General features: G+C 64.2%; 20 protein-coding genes. 9 read left to right on the top strand and 11 right to left on the bottom strand.

Features of this window, described 5'->3' with window-relative positions; genetic code table 11:
- From DFR67_RS16355 to DFR67_RS16340, 4 genes are all read right to left on the bottom strand, one after another.
- A complete protein-coding gene (locus DFR67_RS16355; protein ID WP_110470562.1) occupies nt 1-1,590 on the bottom strand; it encodes a flavin-containing monooxygenase in 1,590 nt (529 codons plus the stop codon).
- 2 nt (nt 1,591-1,592) lie between these two features.
- The gene (locus tag DFR67_RS16350; RefSeq protein WP_110470561.1) at nt 1,593-2,543 is read right to left on the bottom strand and encodes an alpha/beta hydrolase; all 951 of its coding nucleotides are present in this window, start codon (nt 2,541-2,543) and stop codon (nt 1,593-1,595) included.
- A 178-nt stretch (nt 2,544-2,721) separates the two neighbouring features.
- Nucleotides 2,722-3,492 carry a thioesterase family protein gene (locus tag DFR67_RS16345; protein WP_110470560.1) on the bottom strand — a complete coding sequence of 257 codons (771 nt, stop codon included), beginning with the start codon at nt 3,490-3,492 and terminating at the stop codon, nt 2,722-2,724.
- A 67-nt stretch (nt 3,493-3,559) separates the two neighbouring features.
- The gene (locus DFR67_RS16340; protein ID WP_110470559.1) at nt 3,560-3,829 is read right to left on the bottom strand and encodes a hypothetical protein; all 270 of its coding nucleotides are present in this window, start codon (nt 3,827-3,829) and stop codon (nt 3,560-3,562) included.
- A gap of 456 nt (nt 3,830-4,285) precedes the next feature.
- Here DFR67_RS16340 and DFR67_RS16335 point away from each other — a divergent pair, with 456 nt between their 5' ends.
- Nucleotides 4,286-5,482, top strand: a complete 1,197-nt coding sequence (locus tag DFR67_RS16335) for an acyl-CoA dehydrogenase family protein (RefSeq protein ID WP_110470558.1) — start codon at nt 4,286-4,288, stop codon at nt 5,480-5,482.
- A 24-nt stretch (nt 5,483-5,506) separates the two neighbouring features.
- On the opposite strand, the gene DFR67_RS16330 is transcribed toward DFR67_RS16335, so the two are convergent.
- From DFR67_RS16330 to DFR67_RS16300, 7 genes are all read right to left on the bottom strand, one after another.
- Complete coding sequence (locus DFR67_RS16330; protein ID WP_110470685.1) at nt 5,507-6,886, bottom strand: glycosyltransferase; 1,380 nt, start codon at nt 6,884-6,886, stop codon at nt 5,507-5,509.
- Complete coding sequence (locus DFR67_RS16325; protein WP_110470557.1) at nt 6,883-7,893, bottom strand: glycosyltransferase family protein; 1,011 nt, start codon at nt 7,891-7,893, stop codon at nt 6,883-6,885. The genes DFR67_RS16330 and DFR67_RS16325 overlap by 4 nt, the downstream gene beginning before the upstream one ends.
- Nucleotides 7,890-8,810 (bottom strand): WcbI family polysaccharide biosynthesis putative acetyltransferase, encoded by a 921-nt coding sequence (locus tag DFR67_RS16320; protein WP_245937990.1) that lies wholly within the window; start codon nt 8,808-8,810, stop codon nt 7,890-7,892. The genes DFR67_RS16325 and DFR67_RS16320 overlap by 4 nt, the downstream gene beginning before the upstream one ends.
- A 107-nt stretch (nt 8,811-8,917) precedes the next feature.
- A complete protein-coding gene (gene paaI, locus DFR67_RS16315) occupies nt 8,918-9,289 on the bottom strand; it encodes a hydroxyphenylacetyl-CoA thioesterase PaaI (protein ID WP_110470683.1) in 372 nt (123 codons plus the stop codon).
- A gap of 29 nt (nt 9,290-9,318) precedes the next feature.
- Nucleotides 9,319-9,630 carry an EthD family reductase gene (locus DFR67_RS16310; protein WP_110470556.1) on the bottom strand — a complete coding sequence of 104 codons (312 nt, stop codon included), beginning with the start codon at nt 9,628-9,630 and terminating at the stop codon, nt 9,319-9,321.
- A complete protein-coding gene (gene paaZ, locus DFR67_RS16305; RefSeq protein ID WP_110470555.1) occupies nt 9,627-11,672 on the bottom strand; it encodes a phenylacetic acid degradation bifunctional protein PaaZ in 2,046 nt (681 codons plus the stop codon). The genes DFR67_RS16310 and paaZ overlap by 4 nt, the downstream gene beginning before the upstream one ends.
- Nucleotides 11,673-11,746: 74 nt before the next feature.
- On the bottom strand, nt 11,747-12,358 hold the full coding sequence (locus tag DFR67_RS16300; RefSeq protein ID WP_110470554.1) for a TetR/AcrR family transcriptional regulator: 612 nt from the start codon (nt 12,356-12,358) through the stop codon (nt 11,747-11,749).
- Between the two features lie 123 nt (nt 12,359-12,481).
- Between DFR67_RS16300 and DFR67_RS16295 the strand changes: the two genes are divergently transcribed.
- The 8 genes from DFR67_RS16295 (at nt 12,482) to paaE (ending at nt 18,798) form a co-directional block, all read left to right on the top strand.
- A complete protein-coding gene (locus DFR67_RS16295) occupies nt 12,482-13,201 on the top strand; it encodes an enoyl-CoA hydratase/isomerase family protein (RefSeq protein ID WP_110470553.1) in 720 nt (239 codons plus the stop codon).
- Nucleotides 13,198-14,076, top strand: a complete 879-nt coding sequence (locus tag DFR67_RS16290) for a 3-hydroxyacyl-CoA dehydrogenase family protein (RefSeq protein ID WP_110470552.1) — start codon at nt 13,198-13,200, stop codon at nt 14,074-14,076. The genes DFR67_RS16295 and DFR67_RS16290 overlap by 4 nt, the downstream gene beginning before the upstream one ends.
- Entirely contained in the window at nt 14,073-14,852 is a 780-nt protein-coding gene (locus DFR67_RS16285) for an enoyl-CoA hydratase/isomerase family protein (protein WP_110470551.1), read from the top strand. The genes DFR67_RS16290 and DFR67_RS16285 overlap by 4 nt, the downstream gene beginning before the upstream one ends.
- Before the next feature lie 82 nt (nt 14,853-14,934).
- Nucleotides 14,935-15,897, top strand: a complete 963-nt coding sequence (paaA, locus tag DFR67_RS16280) for a 1,2-phenylacetyl-CoA epoxidase subunit PaaA (RefSeq protein ID WP_110470550.1) — start codon at nt 14,935-14,937, stop codon at nt 15,895-15,897.
- Complete coding sequence (gene paaB, locus DFR67_RS16275; RefSeq protein ID WP_110470549.1) at nt 15,894-16,256, top strand: 1,2-phenylacetyl-CoA epoxidase subunit PaaB; 363 nt, start codon at nt 15,894-15,896, stop codon at nt 16,254-16,256. The genes paaA and paaB overlap by 4 nt, the downstream gene beginning before the upstream one ends.
- Before the next feature lie 11 nt (nt 16,257-16,267).
- On the top strand, nt 16,268-17,185 hold the full coding sequence (gene paaC, locus DFR67_RS16270; RefSeq protein WP_110470548.1) for a 1,2-phenylacetyl-CoA epoxidase subunit PaaC: 918 nt from the start codon (nt 16,268-16,270) through the stop codon (nt 17,183-17,185).
- Nucleotide 17,186: 1 nt separating this feature from the next.
- Nucleotides 17,187-17,696 carry a 1,2-phenylacetyl-CoA epoxidase subunit PaaD gene (paaD, locus tag DFR67_RS16265; protein WP_110470547.1) on the top strand — a complete coding sequence of 170 codons (510 nt, stop codon included), beginning with the start codon at nt 17,187-17,189 and terminating at the stop codon, nt 17,694-17,696.
- A gap of 1 nt (nt 17,697) precedes the next feature.
- Entirely contained in the window at nt 17,698-18,798 is a 1,101-nt protein-coding gene (gene paaE, locus DFR67_RS16260) for a 1,2-phenylacetyl-CoA epoxidase subunit PaaE (RefSeq protein WP_110470546.1), read from the top strand.
- The last annotated feature ends 12 nt before the right edge of the window (nt 18,799-18,810 follow it).

The following is an 18,810-nucleotide window of genomic DNA, read 5'->3' as shown; positions in this document are numbered from 1 at the left end:
TCAGGCAGTGATCTCGAAGCCGTGATAGTCGGCGACGGCAACCCCGTCGCAGATCTGTTTGTATACGTCGACGCCGGCGACGAACGGCAAGAAGACCTGCCGTTTGCCCGGCACGTTGGCTCCCATGTACCACGATGCCGCCTGTGGGAAGAGTGTCATGTCCGCGGTGTCGTTGGTGATGTCAACCCAGCTGCGTTCCGCCTGCTCCTCTGGCTCGATACGGCGCTGGCCTCGATCACGCATCACTGTCAGCACATCGGTGATCCACTCGACATGCTGCTCGATGGAGGTCAGCATGTTCGACAGCACCGACGGGCTCTGCGGCCCGGTGATGGTGAACAGGTTCGGCAGTCCTGCCGACATCAGGCCCAGATACGTCCGGGGCCCGTCCGCCCATTTCTCGCTCAGCGTCACCTCCCCGTGCCGGATGTCGATGGCACTCAGCGCACCGGTCATCGCATCGAAACCGGTGGCGAAGATGATGACGTCGAACTCGTGCTCGGTGTCCCCGGCGATGATGCCGCGAGCGGTGACCCGCTTCAGTGGATCCTCGCGCAGATCGACCAGCGTGACGTTGTCCCGGTTGTACACCTCGTAGTAGCCCGTATCGACGCACATGCGTTTGGTCGCAATGGGATACGTGGTGGGTATCAACTTCTCGGCGAGAATCGGGTCGATGACCTTGTCGCGGATACGGTCCGCGACGAAGTCGGCGGCTGCCTTGTTGACCGACGGGTCCTGGACCAGGTCGAGGAACGACTGCTGATAGCACAATCCACCGTCGGCCCACCGTCGTGACAACTCTTCTACGGCCTCTTCGGGACTGTATTGGTCGAAGAACTTGGGATCGGGATCTGCACAGTGCGCGCCACCGCGGGTCAATCGACTCTCGGCCCGGAACTCACGGTATCGCGACTTCACCACGACCAACTCGTCGTCGATCTCGCGGTTGAAAGCCGGGACCGCGAACACCGGCGTGCGCTGGAAGACAGTGAGGTGCCCGACATCCGGCGCGATGGTCGTGATGGTCTGCAGCCCCGATGATCCGGTGCCGACAACGGCAACACGTCTGCCCGTCAGGTCGGCGCCGCCCTCGGGCCAGTCCCACGTCCAATAGGTTTCGCCGCCGAAGTCGCCGACGCCCTCGATGTCGGGTTGAGTGGGTACGGATAGGCACCCTGTCGCAGCGACGACAAAACGCGCGGTGCGATCGACACCGTCCTCGGCACGGACCCTCCATCGGCAGGAGTCGTCATCGAAATCGAGTGCGGTCACGCGGGCCTCGAACTCGATGTCCCTCCGGAGATCATGTTTCTCGGTGACATGCCGGATATAGGCGAGGAGTTCGGGTTGCGCTGCGTAGCGTTCCGACCAGTTCCACTCCTGCTCCAGTTCGGGGTCGAATGAGTATGAATATTCGATCGATTCGATGTCGCAGCGGGCGCCCGGGTACCGATTCCAGTACCACGTGCCGCCCACCTCGGGGCCTGCTTCGAGGATGATGGCGTTGAAACCGAGTTGCCGGAGTTTGTACAGCTGATACAGCCCGGAAAATCCCGCGCCGATGATGACGACATCGTGATCAACCATGTTCAGGCACCTCTTCCGTTGTCTGCGAGGAACTTTCCGATGTACTGGGCTACGAGCTCGATACCCGTGGTGTAGCCCGGGAAGATGTTGGCCATCTGGAAGTAGGCGTGCATCTGCCCGGCTGCTTCTTCGAGCGTCACCGGAACGCCGGCAGCTTGTAATGCCTCGGCATACGCAACACCCTCGTCATGGAGCGGATCGAACTCCGCGACGTACACCAGCGCAGGCGGAAGGTCCGCCAAACTGTCGGCACGTATGGGCGAGGCATCGGGACTCATGCGCTCTGATGGGTCGGCGAGGTAGTGGCCCCAGAACCAGGCCATCGTGTCCCTGCCGAGAAGCAGTTGATTCTCGGGCGCCAGATAGGAGGGGCGATCGAGGTCGCAGTCGGTGACCGGGTACACCAGCACCTGGCAACCGATGGCAGGGCCACCGCGGTCCCGCGCCCATCGTGTCAACACAGTCGCGATGTTGCCCCCGGCACTGTCGCCGCCGACGATCAGCGGAGCGTCCGCGACGGCGAGATCGCCGGCGTTCCCTGCGGCCCAGGACAGACCGAGCCAGCTGTCTTCGAGAGCGGTCGGAAAGGGGTGCTCGGGCGCCTTGCGGTAATTGACCAGCACGACCGTCGACCGGGTGCGGGTTGCCAGGTCACGAGCCAGATGGTCGTACTGCAAGTCGATATCGCCTATCACCCAACCTCCACCGTGGAAGTAGACGATGACCGACCGCGGTGCGTCCTCCGGGATAATCACGCGCACCCGGATCGTGTCGCCGTCGGGCGTGGCCAGACGCAGGTTCCGCACCTCGCCGACGTCCGGTCCACGTCCACTCAACCCGGCAAAGACCATTCCTGACATCCGTGCGATGGCGGGCGTGCCCTCGTGCACCGGCGGAGTGCGCGTCGCCGCCATCTCTGCGAGAAATCCCTGACTGACCTCATCCAATGGCATGTTCGTGGCCTCTCCACCGCGGTGACAGACCTACGCTGGTCGGCGCGATCGACAGCGTCCGACTGTGACGTAGGCCATAGTCCTCACAACATAGGAGGTATCCGCACCCGATCCCTATCGCCGACGCGGCCAACTTCGCGACAGTTGCGGCCACCACGGGGGCACTAGCCGCACCCGATCACAGCGGGCGGATGGTCAGTACCTGAGCCTGAGTCCCGATTGGGCCCGACAGGTCGTGAAGGGTGCTGCTGGTGAGCCCGATCCCGGCCGGGCCGAACGACACCGAGGTGTCGAACCCGATCCACCGACTCGCCGGTTGCCGAAAGAGGTGTGCAGTGAGATCCAGGTTGGGATAGGCGACTTCACGTGGATTGGCACGAACCGCCAGTCCGTTCGCGATATCGAGCAGACCCGCGACGGACGCCAACGTACTGGCCTGCTCTCCGTCCACCAGCGGCAGTGCGGTACGCACCCACGAAACGGCCCTGCCGGGTTCGACGTATTTGCGCCGGACCTCTGTAGAGGCGATGAACCCGCCTGGCCACAGCGTCGACGGATCCCACGCCTCGAATGCTTCCGGCGGCTCGATCGGACGCAGCGACGTGCCGACATCAGTGGCGCTTTCCGCCGAGCGCATCAGCCACGCACGCAACCGGACGATCGCGCGGTCGGCATGACTCAGCACGGCCTCCACCAACTCGATCGTCCGACCGCCACGAAGGACGGTGACCGCTACGTCGCAGGGCGCGAGCGGGACAGTGCCGAGAATGTCGTAGGACAGTCTTCCGATGACGAGACAGTCGTCTCGCCGGACGTCGCGGTCGCCTTCCACCGCGTGGACCAGTAGTCCCAGCGCAGGCGCGATGTGCTGTTCCTCGAGGTTCCAGGCACCTCCGACGTGCGGGGTGGGACGAAAGGTCTCGGGTCCGAGCCGTTCGAAATACGCCATCCGAGCTCCACCATTTCAGTTATTTTTGATTAACTGAGATGAGTGTAGTCGTCCGCGAACGACCTCTTTATTCGAGCCATCGAAGCACGAATGCGGATCCGATCGCGCCGACCACGATCAGCAGGCTCAGCAGCGCCGACACCAGTCCGCCGAGCACGAGGCTCACCACGAAGACCACCGACCCGACGCCAAGGGCGAACGTTGCAGCGAGCGCAATGGTCGCAGGTAGATCGGGTTCATCACGCCCATTGAATGCGCTCGGCTGCGACGTCCACCTGTCAGGCAGCGCTGACGGCTCTCGAGAGACCTCTGTCGAATCGTCATCACGCGAATGCATGCGGTTGTCCCCGGACCCGTATCCCGCGCCGCATAGATGGAGCCTGCGCGAGAACGTATAGATCGTGAATGCGTCGTGGCCTGTGTCGCACAACTCCCGACGCCGGCCTGGTGTCCTCTGCCGCGGCTCGGTGTCAACCGCGACACCAGAATAGGCCGGACGGCCACCTACGCACAAGACCTCGATCCGGTTGTCGATCAGGCGCTTCCGCCGTTGTCGTCAATCGCCATTTCCCATCTGACTGAGCGCGGCGAACGACTACTCCCCGAAAATCGAAATGCGCACGTGGTCAACGCTTTAGCCGCTTTTGTCACGGTGACATCCGCAGTGCCTCGTATCAAGGGTCGCCGCATCTGCGCCCCGAGTGGTCATGTTCTACTGGGTGAGCATCACAACTGGTCGCCGAACCGACGCCGACTCGTGTCCGAGTCAAGATCACCAGACTGCAGGAGCATAATGACCCATCGGCCATCACAGCCCCGCGCCGATTCACCTCGATACCTGACCGATGATCGACTCGCGATCCGCGATCTCGCCCGCGAATTCGCCATGACGCAGGTGTTTCCGGTCGCGAACGAACTCGACCCGGTGCAGGGCACCATTCCCGACGCCCTCAAGAAATCGATGTCCGAAATCGGGTTCTTCGGAATCATGATCCCCGAGCAGTTCGGTGGATTGGGGCTGGGGGTTTTCGAATACTGCTTGGTGGCCGAGGAACTGTCCCGGGCGTGGATGAGTGTGAGCGGACTGCTTGCGCGGGGCAACGGGATGGGCGGCGGATTCACACCTGCGCAGGAAGCAGATCTTCTTCCCCGAGTGGCACGCGGGGAGTACCTCGGCGCCTATGCACTGTCCGAGGCCGAAGCCGGGTCCGACGTCGCGAACATCGCTTGCCGCGCCACCCGCGATGGTGACGACTGGGTCGTCAACGGCACGAAGATGTGGTGCACCTATGCCTACGAGGCCGATTACATGGTTCTCTTCGCCAGAACAGATCCGAGAGGAGATCCCGCCAAACCTCATCGCGGCATCAGTGCGTTCTTGATAGACAAGCAACGCAACCACTTTCCCGAGGGAATGTCCGGTACCAAGATCCGCAAGATCGGGTACTTCGGATGGAACACCTGGGAAGTCGCCTTCGACAACTTCCGGATACCAAGAGATCGGATGCTCGGTGAAGAGGGCAAGGGCTTCTACCTGGCCGTGTCCGGACTCGAGGTGGGTCGCGCCCACACCGCTGCGCGCGCTATCGGACTGGCTCGCGGCGCTCTCGAGGATTCCATCGCCTACATGCACGCCCGTCGCCAATTCGGGCATCCCCTGGCCGACTTCCAGTACCTGCGGTTCAAGATTGCCAAGATGGCGGCGGACATCGAGGCTGCGCGTCAGTTGATGTACTCGGTCGCCACCGACATCGACACCGGCCGGCGATGCTCGCTGGAAGCATCGATGTGCAAACTCGTCGCAACAGAGATGGCGGAGCAGGTCACCAGTGAGGCCGTCCAGATCCATGGCGGCGCCGGTTACACCACCGACTTCCAGGTCGAGCGGTATTGGCGCGACGCCCGGCTGACGAAAATCTTCGAGGGCACCAGCGAGATCCAGATGCGAATAATCTCCGACGAGATCCTCGGGCGGACCGAACCCGACTGACAGCCCGACAACCGTTTCGGAGGATCACCAGGACAGCGACGGATCTCCATCTCGAATCACGATCCCGACCTGATCCGACGTAACGTGACGAACGCCGAACAACGTTCGGATCAGGTCGTCCTCGGTTTGCCCGGTCCGGTTCGACCATCGGCGCGAGCGGTGGCGCGCACGCGAGGACCACGCACTGACCGTCGCCGACTGCGACCCGTCGAAGTCGACGATCACCTGCCCGGCTTGCCCTGGGCCGAGTTCTCCGGCGAGTAGCGCATGACTGTTCTCACCGAATACCAGCCGCCCCGACACCTCGAGGAGAAATCGACAGCGAGAGACGACCGCCCGCCCCGGCCTCCCGAACCGCACCCGCGAATCATCGATACCCATTGCGCTGTACAGACTCTCAACCTCCTGCCCATGCAACCAGACCGCTCCGTCAACGCCGCGTAGAACACTGGCCACCGTCCGCATCAATGACGCTGCAGTGTGTCCATCCGTCGCGACGACCACCGCGACGTCCGGGATCGAATACCGAAGGCCGGAAGTCCTGGCAGCGGGATCGGTGATCAGCGGAGCGAGCGCCAGCGCTTCGGCGTTCTTCTCAGCCACCCGGTCGGGAACCGATCGCCCGGCCCAATCCGGTCCGTCGTGCCACGCGATCGCAGCGGGTTCGTGGGCGAACACCGCGCCCATCATGAACGCTCGGTTCGCGAGTTCCCAATCCTCTCCTCCGTACTGTACGAATGCAGGATCGAACCCGCCTATGTCGTCGAACAGCTCTCGACTGCAGGTGAACACGGCACTGATGACGTACTTATAGCCGTCCCACCCGGGGTCCAGAAGGTTCGATGTGCGGTCGTAGGCGTCCGCCAACCACCGAGGCTCGCGGTCATCGTGTGATCGATCGCAAACGGGGTTCTCGGAGAAAAAGTCGGCCACGGTTCCGGCAGAGACCCCACGCAGATCCGCATGCACTCTGCGTCCGACGACGAGGACGTCCGGTGCGGACGCGGGCAGCCTGACGGCCTGACGAATGTAGTCGGGGGTGGGGACGGTATCTGCGTCGAGAAAACACAGTACCGACCCCGTCGACGCGGCTGCCCCGAGATTGCGGGCGGCTGCAGCGCGGAAGCCCTTGTCCGACTGCCTCACCACGGAAACACTCAGACGGGAGGTCCAACCGTCGACCGGAGGCGGCTCCGCCGATCCGTCGTCGGCGATCACGATCTCGAGTTGGTCGGCGTCATACGTCTGGACAGTCAGCGCCTCGAGAACGAGGGACAATTGTCGAGGCTGGTTGTAGTACGGGATGACGACACTGACCCGCGGTGTCGCCGAACACTCACCTACGAGGTCCCACCGATTGTCCGGTGGAACGACACGCCCATCCCCCAGGCTGACGACGCTCACGCGCTCCACCGTCGCAGAAGCCGGTCATATGTCTGCGCGACCTCGACCGCCGTCGGTGATGGCGTCACCGACGGGTCCGCCCATGTGTGATCGGGGTCCGCGACCCCGGCCGCAATGGCAGACCGTAAGGCGGCGTCGCTGTTCGAATGCATCGTCACCACCCCCGGCGACCGCGCAGTCAGCTCCCGGGTGTACGCGGTACGCGGAACCAGCGGTCGACGGCCTGCCGCGACCCAGGCATTGATCGAACCGGAGGCCGACATGTGCCGGTGGTAGGCCACCGGCACGGTGACCTCGGCTATTCGTCGCCGCATCTCATCGTCCGTGAGGAAGCCGGTGACCTCGCACCTGCGTCCCGAGTCGGCCGCAACTTTCTCCAGGTCGTGGACGAGGTGTTCGTGACCCGGCGACGGCGCACCGAGCGCGACGAAGCCAACTGCCGGGTCGAGAACGGCCATGGCACGCAAAGTTTCCAGATGTCCCTTTCCCGGATACAGGAACCCGAGAACGCCCACAGTGATGTGGTCCGCGCGGGTCCGCTTTTCAACACGGACGCCGTCGAACATGAGGGGCACCACCTCTACCGCGATCGACGCATCGACGAACTCGGCGAACAGTGCGGCCTCGTGATGACTTGAGACGATCACCCCGGCGGCTGCCCTCGCCGCCGCGGCATAGAACGCGGAGCGAGCACCCATGCGTACCCCGTCGGAAGGCTGTGGAATGTCATGCAGGGTCACCGATACCGGGGCCCGGAATTTTGCCATCATCGAGAGCAGGGTCCGCTGCGCCTCCGCCGGGGTCGCGCCGAACAGTCTGTCGGTGACGTGGATGTGCACGATTCCGTAATCGGTCGCAGTCGCCAGACTTTCGGTGGAGACGACGTTGTCGTCGACGAATTGGTGTTCACCTCCGTGCGCAACGGCGGCGTCGAGAACCGCGTGTGCGTACCGGACGACCCCGTGAGACCGGGGGCCGACGATGAAGTGCCCAAGAGGTCGGGTCATGAAAGCCCCAGAATTTCGATCAGCTCGTCATAGCGGTCCAGAGCGGCCTCGATGAACTCGGGATGTTCTACGTACCAGGCCATCTGGCGCTCGTGGACGTACTCTTCGCTCACCGGCACGCCGTCGACGACCCAGTTGTCGCGGGCCTTGCCTGCCAGACCCAGTGCGTCAACGACACTCCGTTGCAGCGGGGCCCGAATATTCCCCAACAGTTCGCGCTCCGGCAGGCGTGGTGCACCGGCGCCGAGTTTTTCGAGGATCCGGATACCCAAAGTCAGCAGCACCGGATTACCGGGGTGATTGATCGTGTGCGCAGCGTCAGCCCCTAACCCGAGCAGGGCGTCGGAGACCGCGACGTCGCAGTGCCGACGCTCTCTGGCGGCGAGCTGCTCGACACTCCAGCGAGCCGCCGCGCGGAGACGCTCAGGTCCGACATCGATGTTCCACTCTGCAAACCTCGTCCGACGATCTCTGACCGCGACAATGGTTCTCAGATCGTGATACGGGACTGCTGCCGGAGAGGCGGCCGGGCTCGCGGGATGCCTGACGATCGCCTGAAACGGGTACAGGCCACCGTAGCGAATGACCGGCCAGATCACGTGCGTCGCAGCAGGCGCCATCGCTTCCAGATCTTCGCCGCCGATCGGTAGTCCCCGGTATCCCGCGCGGACCGGTTGGGTGACGATCACCGCAGCGCGCCGGACCAGCCGTTCGACCGATGGCATGTCGGCGGACTCCAGTTCATGGACGGGCGGCACCCGCACGGTCCGGTACGGAAGGTCCACAGAACTCGACAGCACGATGCGCAGAGCTTCTGCTTGGCAGTTGCCCCACACGAGCAGGAGATCCCGCGCGTCGGTATCCGGGCCATCCTTGACGCCGTAGAACTCGCCGTAATGCAACGTCCGCCCGTCCACCTCACACCCTTCACCGATCGACCCGCCTGACACCGGGTATCCGATCGTGACGGGATGCAATCATCGACTTCGTCACTCCGATGTCGCCAAGGGCCGGCGCGCATCCGTCACCGGCGTGACAACGTCCGACTGTCTCCGCGGAACTCGGCTACGACGTCGCCGTCCCGGGTGACCGTGACGTCGTAGATCCCGTTACGGCCATATCGTGCCCGCTCCACCGCTTCGGCGATCAACACGTCTCCCACAGTGGTCGAACGTAGATATCGGATGTCTGCGCGCGCCGCGACCGCAGGCTCGTCATGGCTGTTGCAAGCGAGCGCAAACGTCGTGTCGGCCAGCATGAAGACGTACCCGCCGTGGGTGATCGAGTACCCGTTGGCCATCTCGGGGGTGACCGTCATGGACGCCCTGGCACCACCCGCGGACAGCTCGAGCAGTTCGATGCCGAGGGAGCGAGACGCCACGTCGGCGTCCAGCATCTCCCGCGCGACCAGGAAGTCAGTCGCGGTCACCGTACCGAACGCTCTTCCTGCGTGAACATCGTGACGCCGCCATCGGCGAAGTTACGCAGGTCCTTGCCCGCGGCCTTCATCTCGTCCGAGGCCATACCGGCTTTCAGCGCGGCCTCGTCGGGGAAGCACAGATTGGCGATGGCGTAGTAGGGCGGCACGGACCCGTCGACCGATGCGACCTTCCCCCAGGTGTAGTCGGTCAGACCAGGTACTTTGTCCGCCAGCGGCACATGCACATTCACGTAGTGCTCGTCGAAAGCGGATGGGTCCTTCGGGGTGCCGTAGCAGACGGCGAGACGAAAACTCATGCCTGAACTCCTTCTGGTTTGGCGACGAGCGTCAGGACGTCATAGGTGGCGACCGGTTCGTCGTTCTGGTTGACGACCACTGCGTCCCAGCGAACTTCGCCGTAGTCGGCGCTCTGCCGCGGAGTGATGAGTTTGGCGGTGAGGGTCACCGTGAGCGAGTCCTCGGCTTTGACGGGTGTGAGGAAGCGCAGGCTGTCGACCCCGAAGTTCGCGAGGACCGGGCCAGGGTCGGGATCGACGAAGAGCCCCGCAGCCAGCGAGACCACGAGGTATCCGTGCGCGACAATCCCTCCGAACAGCGGATTGGCAGCCGCCGCCTCCGGATCGGTGTGAGCGTAGAAGGTGTCACCGGTGAACTCGGCGAAATGGTCGATGTCGGCACGTGTCACCTGCCGTGGGCCACCGACGATCGTGTCCCCGAGTTTCAGTTCGCCCAGGTCTTTGCGAAACGGATGAACATCACCGGTGGTGCGATCAGAACCCGTGACCCACTTGTTCCCGACAGCGGTCAGCACGTTCGGGGTTCCCTGGATTGCAGTGCGTTGCATATGGTGCAGGACGCCGCGCATGCCGCCTAGCTCTTCGCCCCCGCCGGCTCGTCCGGGTCCACCATGCACGAGCACCGGCAGCGGCGATCCGTGTCCGGTCGACTCCCGGGCATCTTCGCTGTTGAGTACCAGAACCCGGCCGTGGTACGGCGCCAGGCCCAGGACGATCTCACGAGCGATCACCGAGTCCTTGGTGACGAGGGACGCCACGAGGCTGCCCTTGCCTCGGGCGGCGAGATCGATCAGGTCGGCGGTGTCGTCGTAACCGATGACCGTCGACACCGGTCCGAAGGCCTCGATCTCGTGCGGCTCTGTGGCCGACTTGTCACCGGCACGCAAGAGGATGGGCGACATGAAAGAACCGGATGCCGCGGAGGCACCGACCACGTCGACCGATTCCGGGTCGCCGAAGACGATCTCCGCGGACTTTGTCAGCCCGCGAAGGGATTTGAGCACCTCGTCGCGCTGCTCAAAGCTGGCGAGCGCACCCATGGTGACACCCTCGGCGTCCGGATCACCGACGACAACCTGCGCCAGGCGCTGCGTTGCTGACTCGATCACGGCGCCGACCAGCGCCTGCGGCACCAGCGCGCGCCGGATCGCGGTGCATTTCTGCCCGGCCTTCACCGTCATCTCTGTCACGAGTTGCTTGATGAAGAGGTCGAATTCGGGGTCGGCCATCGCGATGTCGGGGCCGAGCACCGACGCATTCAGCGAGTCGGCCTCGGCGGTGAACCGCACACCCTCCCCTACGACGTTCGGATGCGACCGGAGCGTCGCCGCGGTGTCGGCCGAACCGGTGAACGCCACCGAATCCTGGCCACCGAGATGGTCGAGCACCCCGCGGGCGCTGCCCGACAGGAGCTGGATCGAGCCCTCCGGGAGCAGTTCCGACTCGATGATCCGGCGGACGACCACTTCGGTCAGATACGCGGTTTGGCTGGCGGGCTTGATGATTGACGGGACGCCCGCGATGAATGCCGGGGCCAGCTTCTCGAGGAAGCCCCACACCGGGAAGTTGAAAGCATTGATCTGCACGGCCACGCCCTGACGCGACGTGTAGATGTGCTGCCCGAGGAACGTCGCTTTCTTCCCGAGCTGCTCCACCTCGCCGTCGAGATAAACCGTGTCGTTGGGCAATTCGCGACGAGCTTTGCTCGCATAGCTGAGCACTGTTCCGAATCCGCCGTCGATGTCGACGCCGGAGTCGCGCTTGGTGGCGCCGGTGAGCCGGGAGACCTCGTAGAACTCGTCCTTGCCGGCCATCAACGTGAGCCCGAGTTGCTTGAGGATCCCCGCGCGCTCGTGGAAGGTCAGGGCGGCGAGTGCCGGGCCTCCGACAGTCCGTGCGTAATCGATCATGCCGGCGACGTCGAGTCCGCTCGACGAGATCCTCGCGACCTCGGTTCCATCGATTGCGCTGAGCAGCGGTGTGCCCTCATCGGACGCGGCGAACCAACGTCCCTGTGCGTAACTCTCCAACATTCTGGTCACAACATCTCCGTCTCACCGTACGTTCGGTCGGTAATTACCTTCGCGCGGCAGACGGGGTCATGTCAAGAGAACGATCAGGAGCGACGAAGCCCGTTGAAGGTCACAGCCACGACGGCATCGGCCAGATCCGACGACGAACCGCCGGTGCGCGGTTTGTACCACTCGATGAGCGAGTTGACGGTTCCGAAGATCAGCTTCGAGGCCAGCGCGGGGTCGACGTCTTCGCGCAGATCACCCTCTTGCGCTGCAGAGACGACGAGCCCGCTCACGAAGGCATCGAACTCTCGACGACGAGCCAGCGCCTTGCGTTCGATCTCCGAATTCCCCCGGACACGCAGGAGCAAGGTGACGTACGGAAGTTCAGCGACCAGGATCTCGACACTGCGCCGGACCAGGTGTTCCAGGCGGTCGACGTAAGGACCCTGGGTCGTCTGCTCCTCGGTGGTCACCGCGAACAGCGCGTTGAGCGCCCGGTTCAGGGCGAGTTCGAGCAGTTCTTGCTTTCCCGATACGTGGTGATAGATCGACGATTTACTGATGCCGAGCCGTTGCGCCAGCACTTCCATGCTGGTGCCGTCGTAGCCCCTGTCGTTGAAGACCTTGACCGCGACAGCAAGCAGGGAGTCGAGGTCGTAGCCGGGACGCCCGGGGAGCCCAGTCCTCTTGATCACACGCGCAGTCGCCATGGGCACATCTTCCCAGACGACGACCCAAAGTCGGGGATCGACTGATGTGACGCTTGCTAACCGACCAAAGAGTCGGTTATTAATAGAGGACAGCCACGACGACTTCGAAGGGTGTGACCGACTGTGAGCACGCTGGACATCGACGACCGGCCGGATCGGTGCGTCGTGACGCTCGACCGCCCCGCGCAGCGAAATGCAATCAACGCCCAGATGATCTCCGACCTGCACGACGTCTGCGCAACGCTCGAACGCGAACCGAAGCTGCTGCTCCTGACCGGACGCGGCGATCACTTCGCCGGCGGTGCGGACATCAAAGAACTCCGCGGGCGCACCCGCGATGATGCATTTGCCGGCATCAACCGCAACCTGTTCGATCGCATCGCGAAACTCCCGCTCCCGACCGTCGCGGCCGTCAGCGGCTACGCGCTGGGCGGTGGTGCGGAACTCTCGTATGCCTGCGACATCCGGATCGCCGCCCCGTCTGCGGTTTTCGGCAATCCCGAACCCGGCCTCGGCATCCTGGCGGCCGCCGGCGCGACGTACCGACTACCCGGTCTCATCGGGGCATCGGTGGCCAAACAGGTACTGCTCGGCGGGCGAAACCTGGATGCGGAGACCGCCTTGAGGACGGGACTCGTCGCCGATATCGCCGACGACCACCTCGCCGCGGCGCACGAGCTCCTGGATCGGATGGCACGGCAGGCGCCCCTCGCGCTGCGCCTGACCAAAACCATCGTCGACGCCCCCGGTTCGCACCCTTGGGCCAACGACATCGCGCAAGCCGTGCTGTTCGACAACGAGGAGAAACACCTACGTATGACTGCTTTCCTGGAGAAGAGATGACGAACATTCCCAGCACCGTCGGAGTCGTCCGTTCAGTCGGAGTGATCGGGGGCGGCCGGATGGGCGCCGGCATCGCCCAGGTCTTCGCCGCACTCGGCTCGACCGTCGTCATCGCCGAGACGGCCGGCCAGGCTGCGGCCCGCGAGCGGGTCGCGACGGGTCTCACCCGCGCACATGAGCGTGGCAAGCTGGACGGCGATCCGGCGGAGATCCTCGCAAGGGTCTCGACGGTCGGCGATCCCACCGAGCTGCCGTCCGAGCTCGACCTCGTCGTCGAGGCGGTCCCGGAAATTCCGGCACTGAAGCTCGAGGTCCTCGGCCTTGTCGACAAGACCGTGTCGCCGTCGACGGTCATCGCGAGCAACACCAGTTCGATCTCCATCGCCGAACTCGGTTCCGCACTGGCCGATCCCAGCCGATTCATCGGTATGCATTTCTTCAATCCGGTACCGGCCTCGGCGCTGGTCGAGATCGTGCGCGCGCCGGCCACCGCCGACGATGTCGTCGAAAGTGTGCGGGACTGGGTCGGCATCCTCGGCAAGACCGGCGTCCTGGTCAACGACTCCCCCGGCTTCGCCACGAGCCGACTGGGTATCTGCCTCGGACTCGAAGCCATTCGCATGTTGGAGGACGGTGTCGCCGACGCCGAATCGATCGACCACGCGATGGAGCTCGGCTACCGACATCCGATGGGTCCGCTCCGCTCGACGGATCTGGTCGGCCTCGATGTTCGACTGGCGATCGCCGAGCACCTGGCCACAACCCTCGGTGAGCGCTTTACACCCCCACAGTTGTTGCGCGACAAAGTCGCCCGGGGTGAACTCGGACGCAAGAGCGGACAAGGTTTCTACACCTGGGATGAGGTCACATCATGACTGCTGTACTGAACACCACCGACGGTCTGGCGACCATCACCCTGGCCCGCCCGGCCGCGCACAACGCGCTGGACGTCGCCACAAAACTCGCTCTCCTGGACGCGGTGACGACTGCCGCAAAGGACCCCTCGGTCCGGGCGGTCCTGATCACCGCGGAAGGTAAGAACTTCTGCGTCGGACAGGATCTGTCCGAGCATGTCAGCGCACTGGAGGCGGACCCCACCACCGCGATGGACACCGTCGCCGAACACTACAACCCACTGATCGCGGCCATCGCCGACATCGAGGTGCCGGTCGTCGTCGCGATCCCGGGTGCCTGCGTCGGCGCTGGTTTCGGCATCGCCCTCGCCGCAGACATACGCGTCGCCGGCACGAAGACCACTTTTGCGACAGCCTTCACCGGGATCGCGCTGGCAAGCGACTCCGGCCTGAGTCATGCTCTCGTCGACGCACTGGGCAGCAGCCGGGCAGCCGGATTGATGCTGCTCGGAGACCGCGTCACGGCCGATCAGGCGCTGGACTGGGGTCTGGTCCATCGGGTGGTCGCAGACGAGGACGTCCTCACGACCGCGCACACCCTGGCAACCACACTCGCGGCCGGTCCCACGGCCGCCTATCGCGAGGTGAAGTCGCTGGTCGCAGCCTCCGTGGGAGGGCCGGCCGAGTCGCTCGAACGCGAGCGCGCAGCCCAGCAGCGCCTCGGCACGACGGCCGACCACAAGGCAGCGGTCGACGCATTCCTGGCCAAGAAGAAGCCGGCTTTCACCGGCCGCTGATCTTCCGCCCGGATCTTGTGTTCCGGGTCACTTTCGTGGATACTAAATACCAACCGATCATTCGGTTACTAAGGCAGGACGTATGAACACCTCACACGACATTTCCGGAGCGCCCGAAGAGGCACTGCTGCAGGAGTTCGACCACACCATCGATGCCGGGCAACGAGTGGAACCCCGTGATTGGATGCCCGACGGCTACCGCAAGACCCTGATCCGGCAGATCGCGCAGCACGCGCACTCCGAGATCATCGGCATGCAGCCCGAAGGCAACTGGCTCACCCGCGCCCCCTCGCTGCGCCGCAAGGCGATCCTTATGGCCAAAGTGCAGGACGAGGCCGGCCACGGCCTGTACCTCTACTCCGCGGCCGAGACGCTCGGCGCCGACCGTTCCGACCTCACCGAGAAGCTGATCGAGGGCAAGCAGAAGTACTCCTCGATCTTCAACTACCCAACCCTGACGTACGCCGACGTCGGCACCATCGGCTGGCTGGTGGACGGGGCGGCCATCTGCAACCAGGTTCCTTTGTGCCGCAGCTCGTTCGGACCCTACGCACGCGCCATGATCCGCGTGTGCAAGGAGGAGTCGTTCCATCAGCGCCAAGGTTTCGAACTGCTGACCAAAATGATGCGCGGCACCGACGAGCAGCGCGCCATGGTGCAGGAATCGGTCAACCGCTGGTGGTGGCCGGCATTGATGATGTTCGGCCCCCCGGACGACGAGTCCCCGAACACCGAGCAGTCGATGAAGTGGGGCATCAAACGTCACACCAACGACGAACTGCGCCAACGGTTTGTCGACATGAGCATCCCGCAGGCGAAAGCTCTTGGCGTCACCTTTCCCGATCCCGACCTGAAGTGGAACGCGAACCGGAAATCGCACGACTTCGGCGAGCCCGATTGGAGCGAGTTCCTGGCCGTCGTCAAGGGGAACGGCACCTCCAACATCGAACGTATCGCCAATCGCCGCGCCGCACACGAGGACGGCGCCTGGGTTCGAGAAGCCGCGATGGCATTCGCGGCGCGAGACAAGAAAGCAGCATCATGAGTGAACAGAGCGCCGAAGGCGGCCACGGTGCCGTCCCGATCGAAGATGTTCCGGTCGAGCCGAAAAAGTCTGCCGTGAAGGCTGATTGGCCGCTGTTCGAGGTCTTCCTCCGTGGTAAGCGCGGCCTCAACCACGTCCATGTGGGCTCATTGCACGCAGCTGACAACGAGATGGCGCTACGGCACGCCCGCGACGTCTACACCCGCCGCAACGAGGGTGTCAGCATCTGGGTGGTCGCCTCCAACTCGATCATCGCCTCCAGTCCGTCAGAAAGGGATCCATTCTTCGCCCCAAGCGGTGACAAGGTGTATCGCCACCCGACGTTCTACGACATCCCCGACGACGTTCCCCACATGTGAGGCCTGGCCCAATGATTGACCACGACAACGCCTATGAAGGGCTGGTCGACGAAGACTCTCACGGACAGTGGGCCTTCGGCACCAGCTTCGACGATCCGCTTGCCGGCGTCGACACCACCGTCCCCGACGACGTCGATCTGACCGCCCTGGCGGCGTACTGCCTGATGCTCGGCGACGACGCCCTGATCAGTTCCCAGCGGCTCGCGCAGTGGAGCACTCGCGCACCGGAACTCGAAGAAGAGGTGGCACTCGCGAACGTGGGCCTCGATCTCCTGGGACAGGCGCGCCTGCTTCTCGCTCGCGCCGCCGCCGCGGATCCCGCTGTGGTGCCGTACATCTCCGACACCTCGCCGGTGCCGTCCGAAGACGCCCTGGCTTTCTTTCGCGACGAAAGCGACTTCCGCAACGTCCGGCTGTGCGAGATCGGCAACGGAGACTTCGCCAAGACCCAGGTCCGGCTACTTCTCTTCACCACCTGGCGACTGGCCGTCTTCGATCGGCTACGGACATCACGTGACCCGGTCCTGGCCGCCGTCGCATCGAAGGGCGTCAAAGAACTGACCTATCACCGCGACTACGCTGCGCGGTGGGTCGTCACTTTGGGTTGTGGCACAGATGAATCCAAACGACGAATCACCGATGCCCTCGAGCGGGTCTTTCCGTACATCGACGAATTGTTCCTGCCAACCGACGATGAGATCGCCCTCGCGGCGGTCTCGGTCGCCGTCGATCCGCGTGATGCCAGGGAGGAGTTCGATTCCGTGATTGCGCACGTGCTGCATGCGGCCGAGCTGGAGGCACCAGGCAACCGCAACGTCGGAACGATCGGTGGCCGCGGCGGACGTCGCGGGATCCACACCGAGGCCATGGGCCACTTGATCGCCGAATTGCAGAGCGTCGCACGGGCACATCCGGAAGGCGTGTGGTGACGTGACGACAGCGCACATGACCTCTCCGCGTACGATTGCGGCCTCGGTCCTCGACCCGGAGATGCCGCTGCTGACCCTGGACGACCTCGGAGTGCTACGCGATGTCGAAGTGACCGACGACGGCGGCGTGGTCGTGACGATCACCCCCACGTATTCGGGCTGCCCGGCCATGGCGACGATGCGCGACGACATCGAGCACAAGCTGCTCGACCACGGCTATTCGCGTGTTGAGATCGTGACGCGGTTGTCGCCGGCCTGGAGTTCCGACTGGATCTCCGACGAAGGCCGCCGGAAACTGTCCGACACGGGTTACTCGCTGCCCGGACCAGCACCCACCCGATCGTCGGGCCCGGTACCGCTGACCTTGACCGCTACGCCCCGCGTCATTGACTGCCCGCGATGCGGCTCACGGAACACACATCTGAAGTCGGAGTTCGGCGCGACACTGTGCAAAGCCCAATACCACTGTCTCGATTGCCTCGAACCGTTCGATCACGTGAAGGAAATCTGACATGACAGCCACCGCCGAGCCGGCAGTCTCCCCGACGAGCAAACGCACCAAGCCGTTTCACACGTTGACCGTCGCCGACGTCGAACCGCTCTGCGACGACGCGGTCGCCGTGCGATTCGACGTCCCGGACGCTCTCGCGGACGAGTTCGTCTTCGGCGCCGGCCAGTCACTGACACTCAGCCGCACGGTCGACGGTGTGGAGCACCGCCGCTCGTACTCGATCTGCGCACCGGTCGGCAGCCCGCCCCGGGTCGGTGTCCGGGAGGTCACCGACGGGCTGTTCTCGTCCTGGCTCGTCCACGAGGTGCAGCCGGGCGACCGCGTCGACGTGCAAGGGCCCACGGGAAACTTCGTCGCCGATCCCGACGCGGGTGGCCGGCATGTCCTCATCGCTGCCGGGTCAGGCATCACGCCTATGCTCTCCATCGCCGGTTCTATGCTCGCCAACCCGGAAGCGGAGGTGACCCTGCTGTACGGCAATCGCCGCAGCCGCTCGGTGATGTTCTCCGAAGACATCGCCGACCTCAAAGACGAGTACGGCTCCCGCTTCGACGTGATCCACGTGCTGTCCCGCGAACCTCGAGAAGTCGAACTGTTCAGCGGCCGCCTCGATGCGCAGCGCCTGCGCGCGATCCTCGACACCCTCGTCCCCATCGCCGACATCGACGACTTCTGGTTATGCGGACCATTTGGAATGGTGAACGACGCGCAGGACGTCCTCGCCGACCTCGGCGTCCCCAAGAGCGCGGTCCACCACGAGCTGTTCTACGTCGACGACGTGCCCCCACCTCTCGAGAAGCATCGTGAACCCGGGATCACCGGGCCGAGCAGCGAGGTGACGATCACCCTCGACGGTCGAGCGGTCAGCGGAACCCTCCCCCGGGACGAGTCCATTCTCGATGCCGGAGAACAACTCCGGTCCGATCTTCCGTTCGCCTGCAAAGGCGGCGTGTGCGGGACCTGCCGCGCCAAGGTCACCGGCGGCGAGGTCGACATGCGTCGCAACTACGCCCTCGAGGATTCCGAGGTCGATTCCGGCTTCGTACTCACCTGCCAGACCTACCCCGTCAGCGACACCGTCACCGTCGATTTCGACGCCTGACACCTTACGCAC

This window comes from Williamsia limnetica (genome assembly GCF_003217475.1).
In the GTDB taxonomy this organism is placed as follows: domain Bacteria; phylum Actinomycetota; class Actinomycetes; order Mycobacteriales; family Mycobacteriaceae; genus Williamsia; species Williamsia limnetica.
The sequence above is the reverse complement of the archived record's forward strand: the minus strand, read 5'-3'. Positions and strand labels throughout refer to the sequence as shown.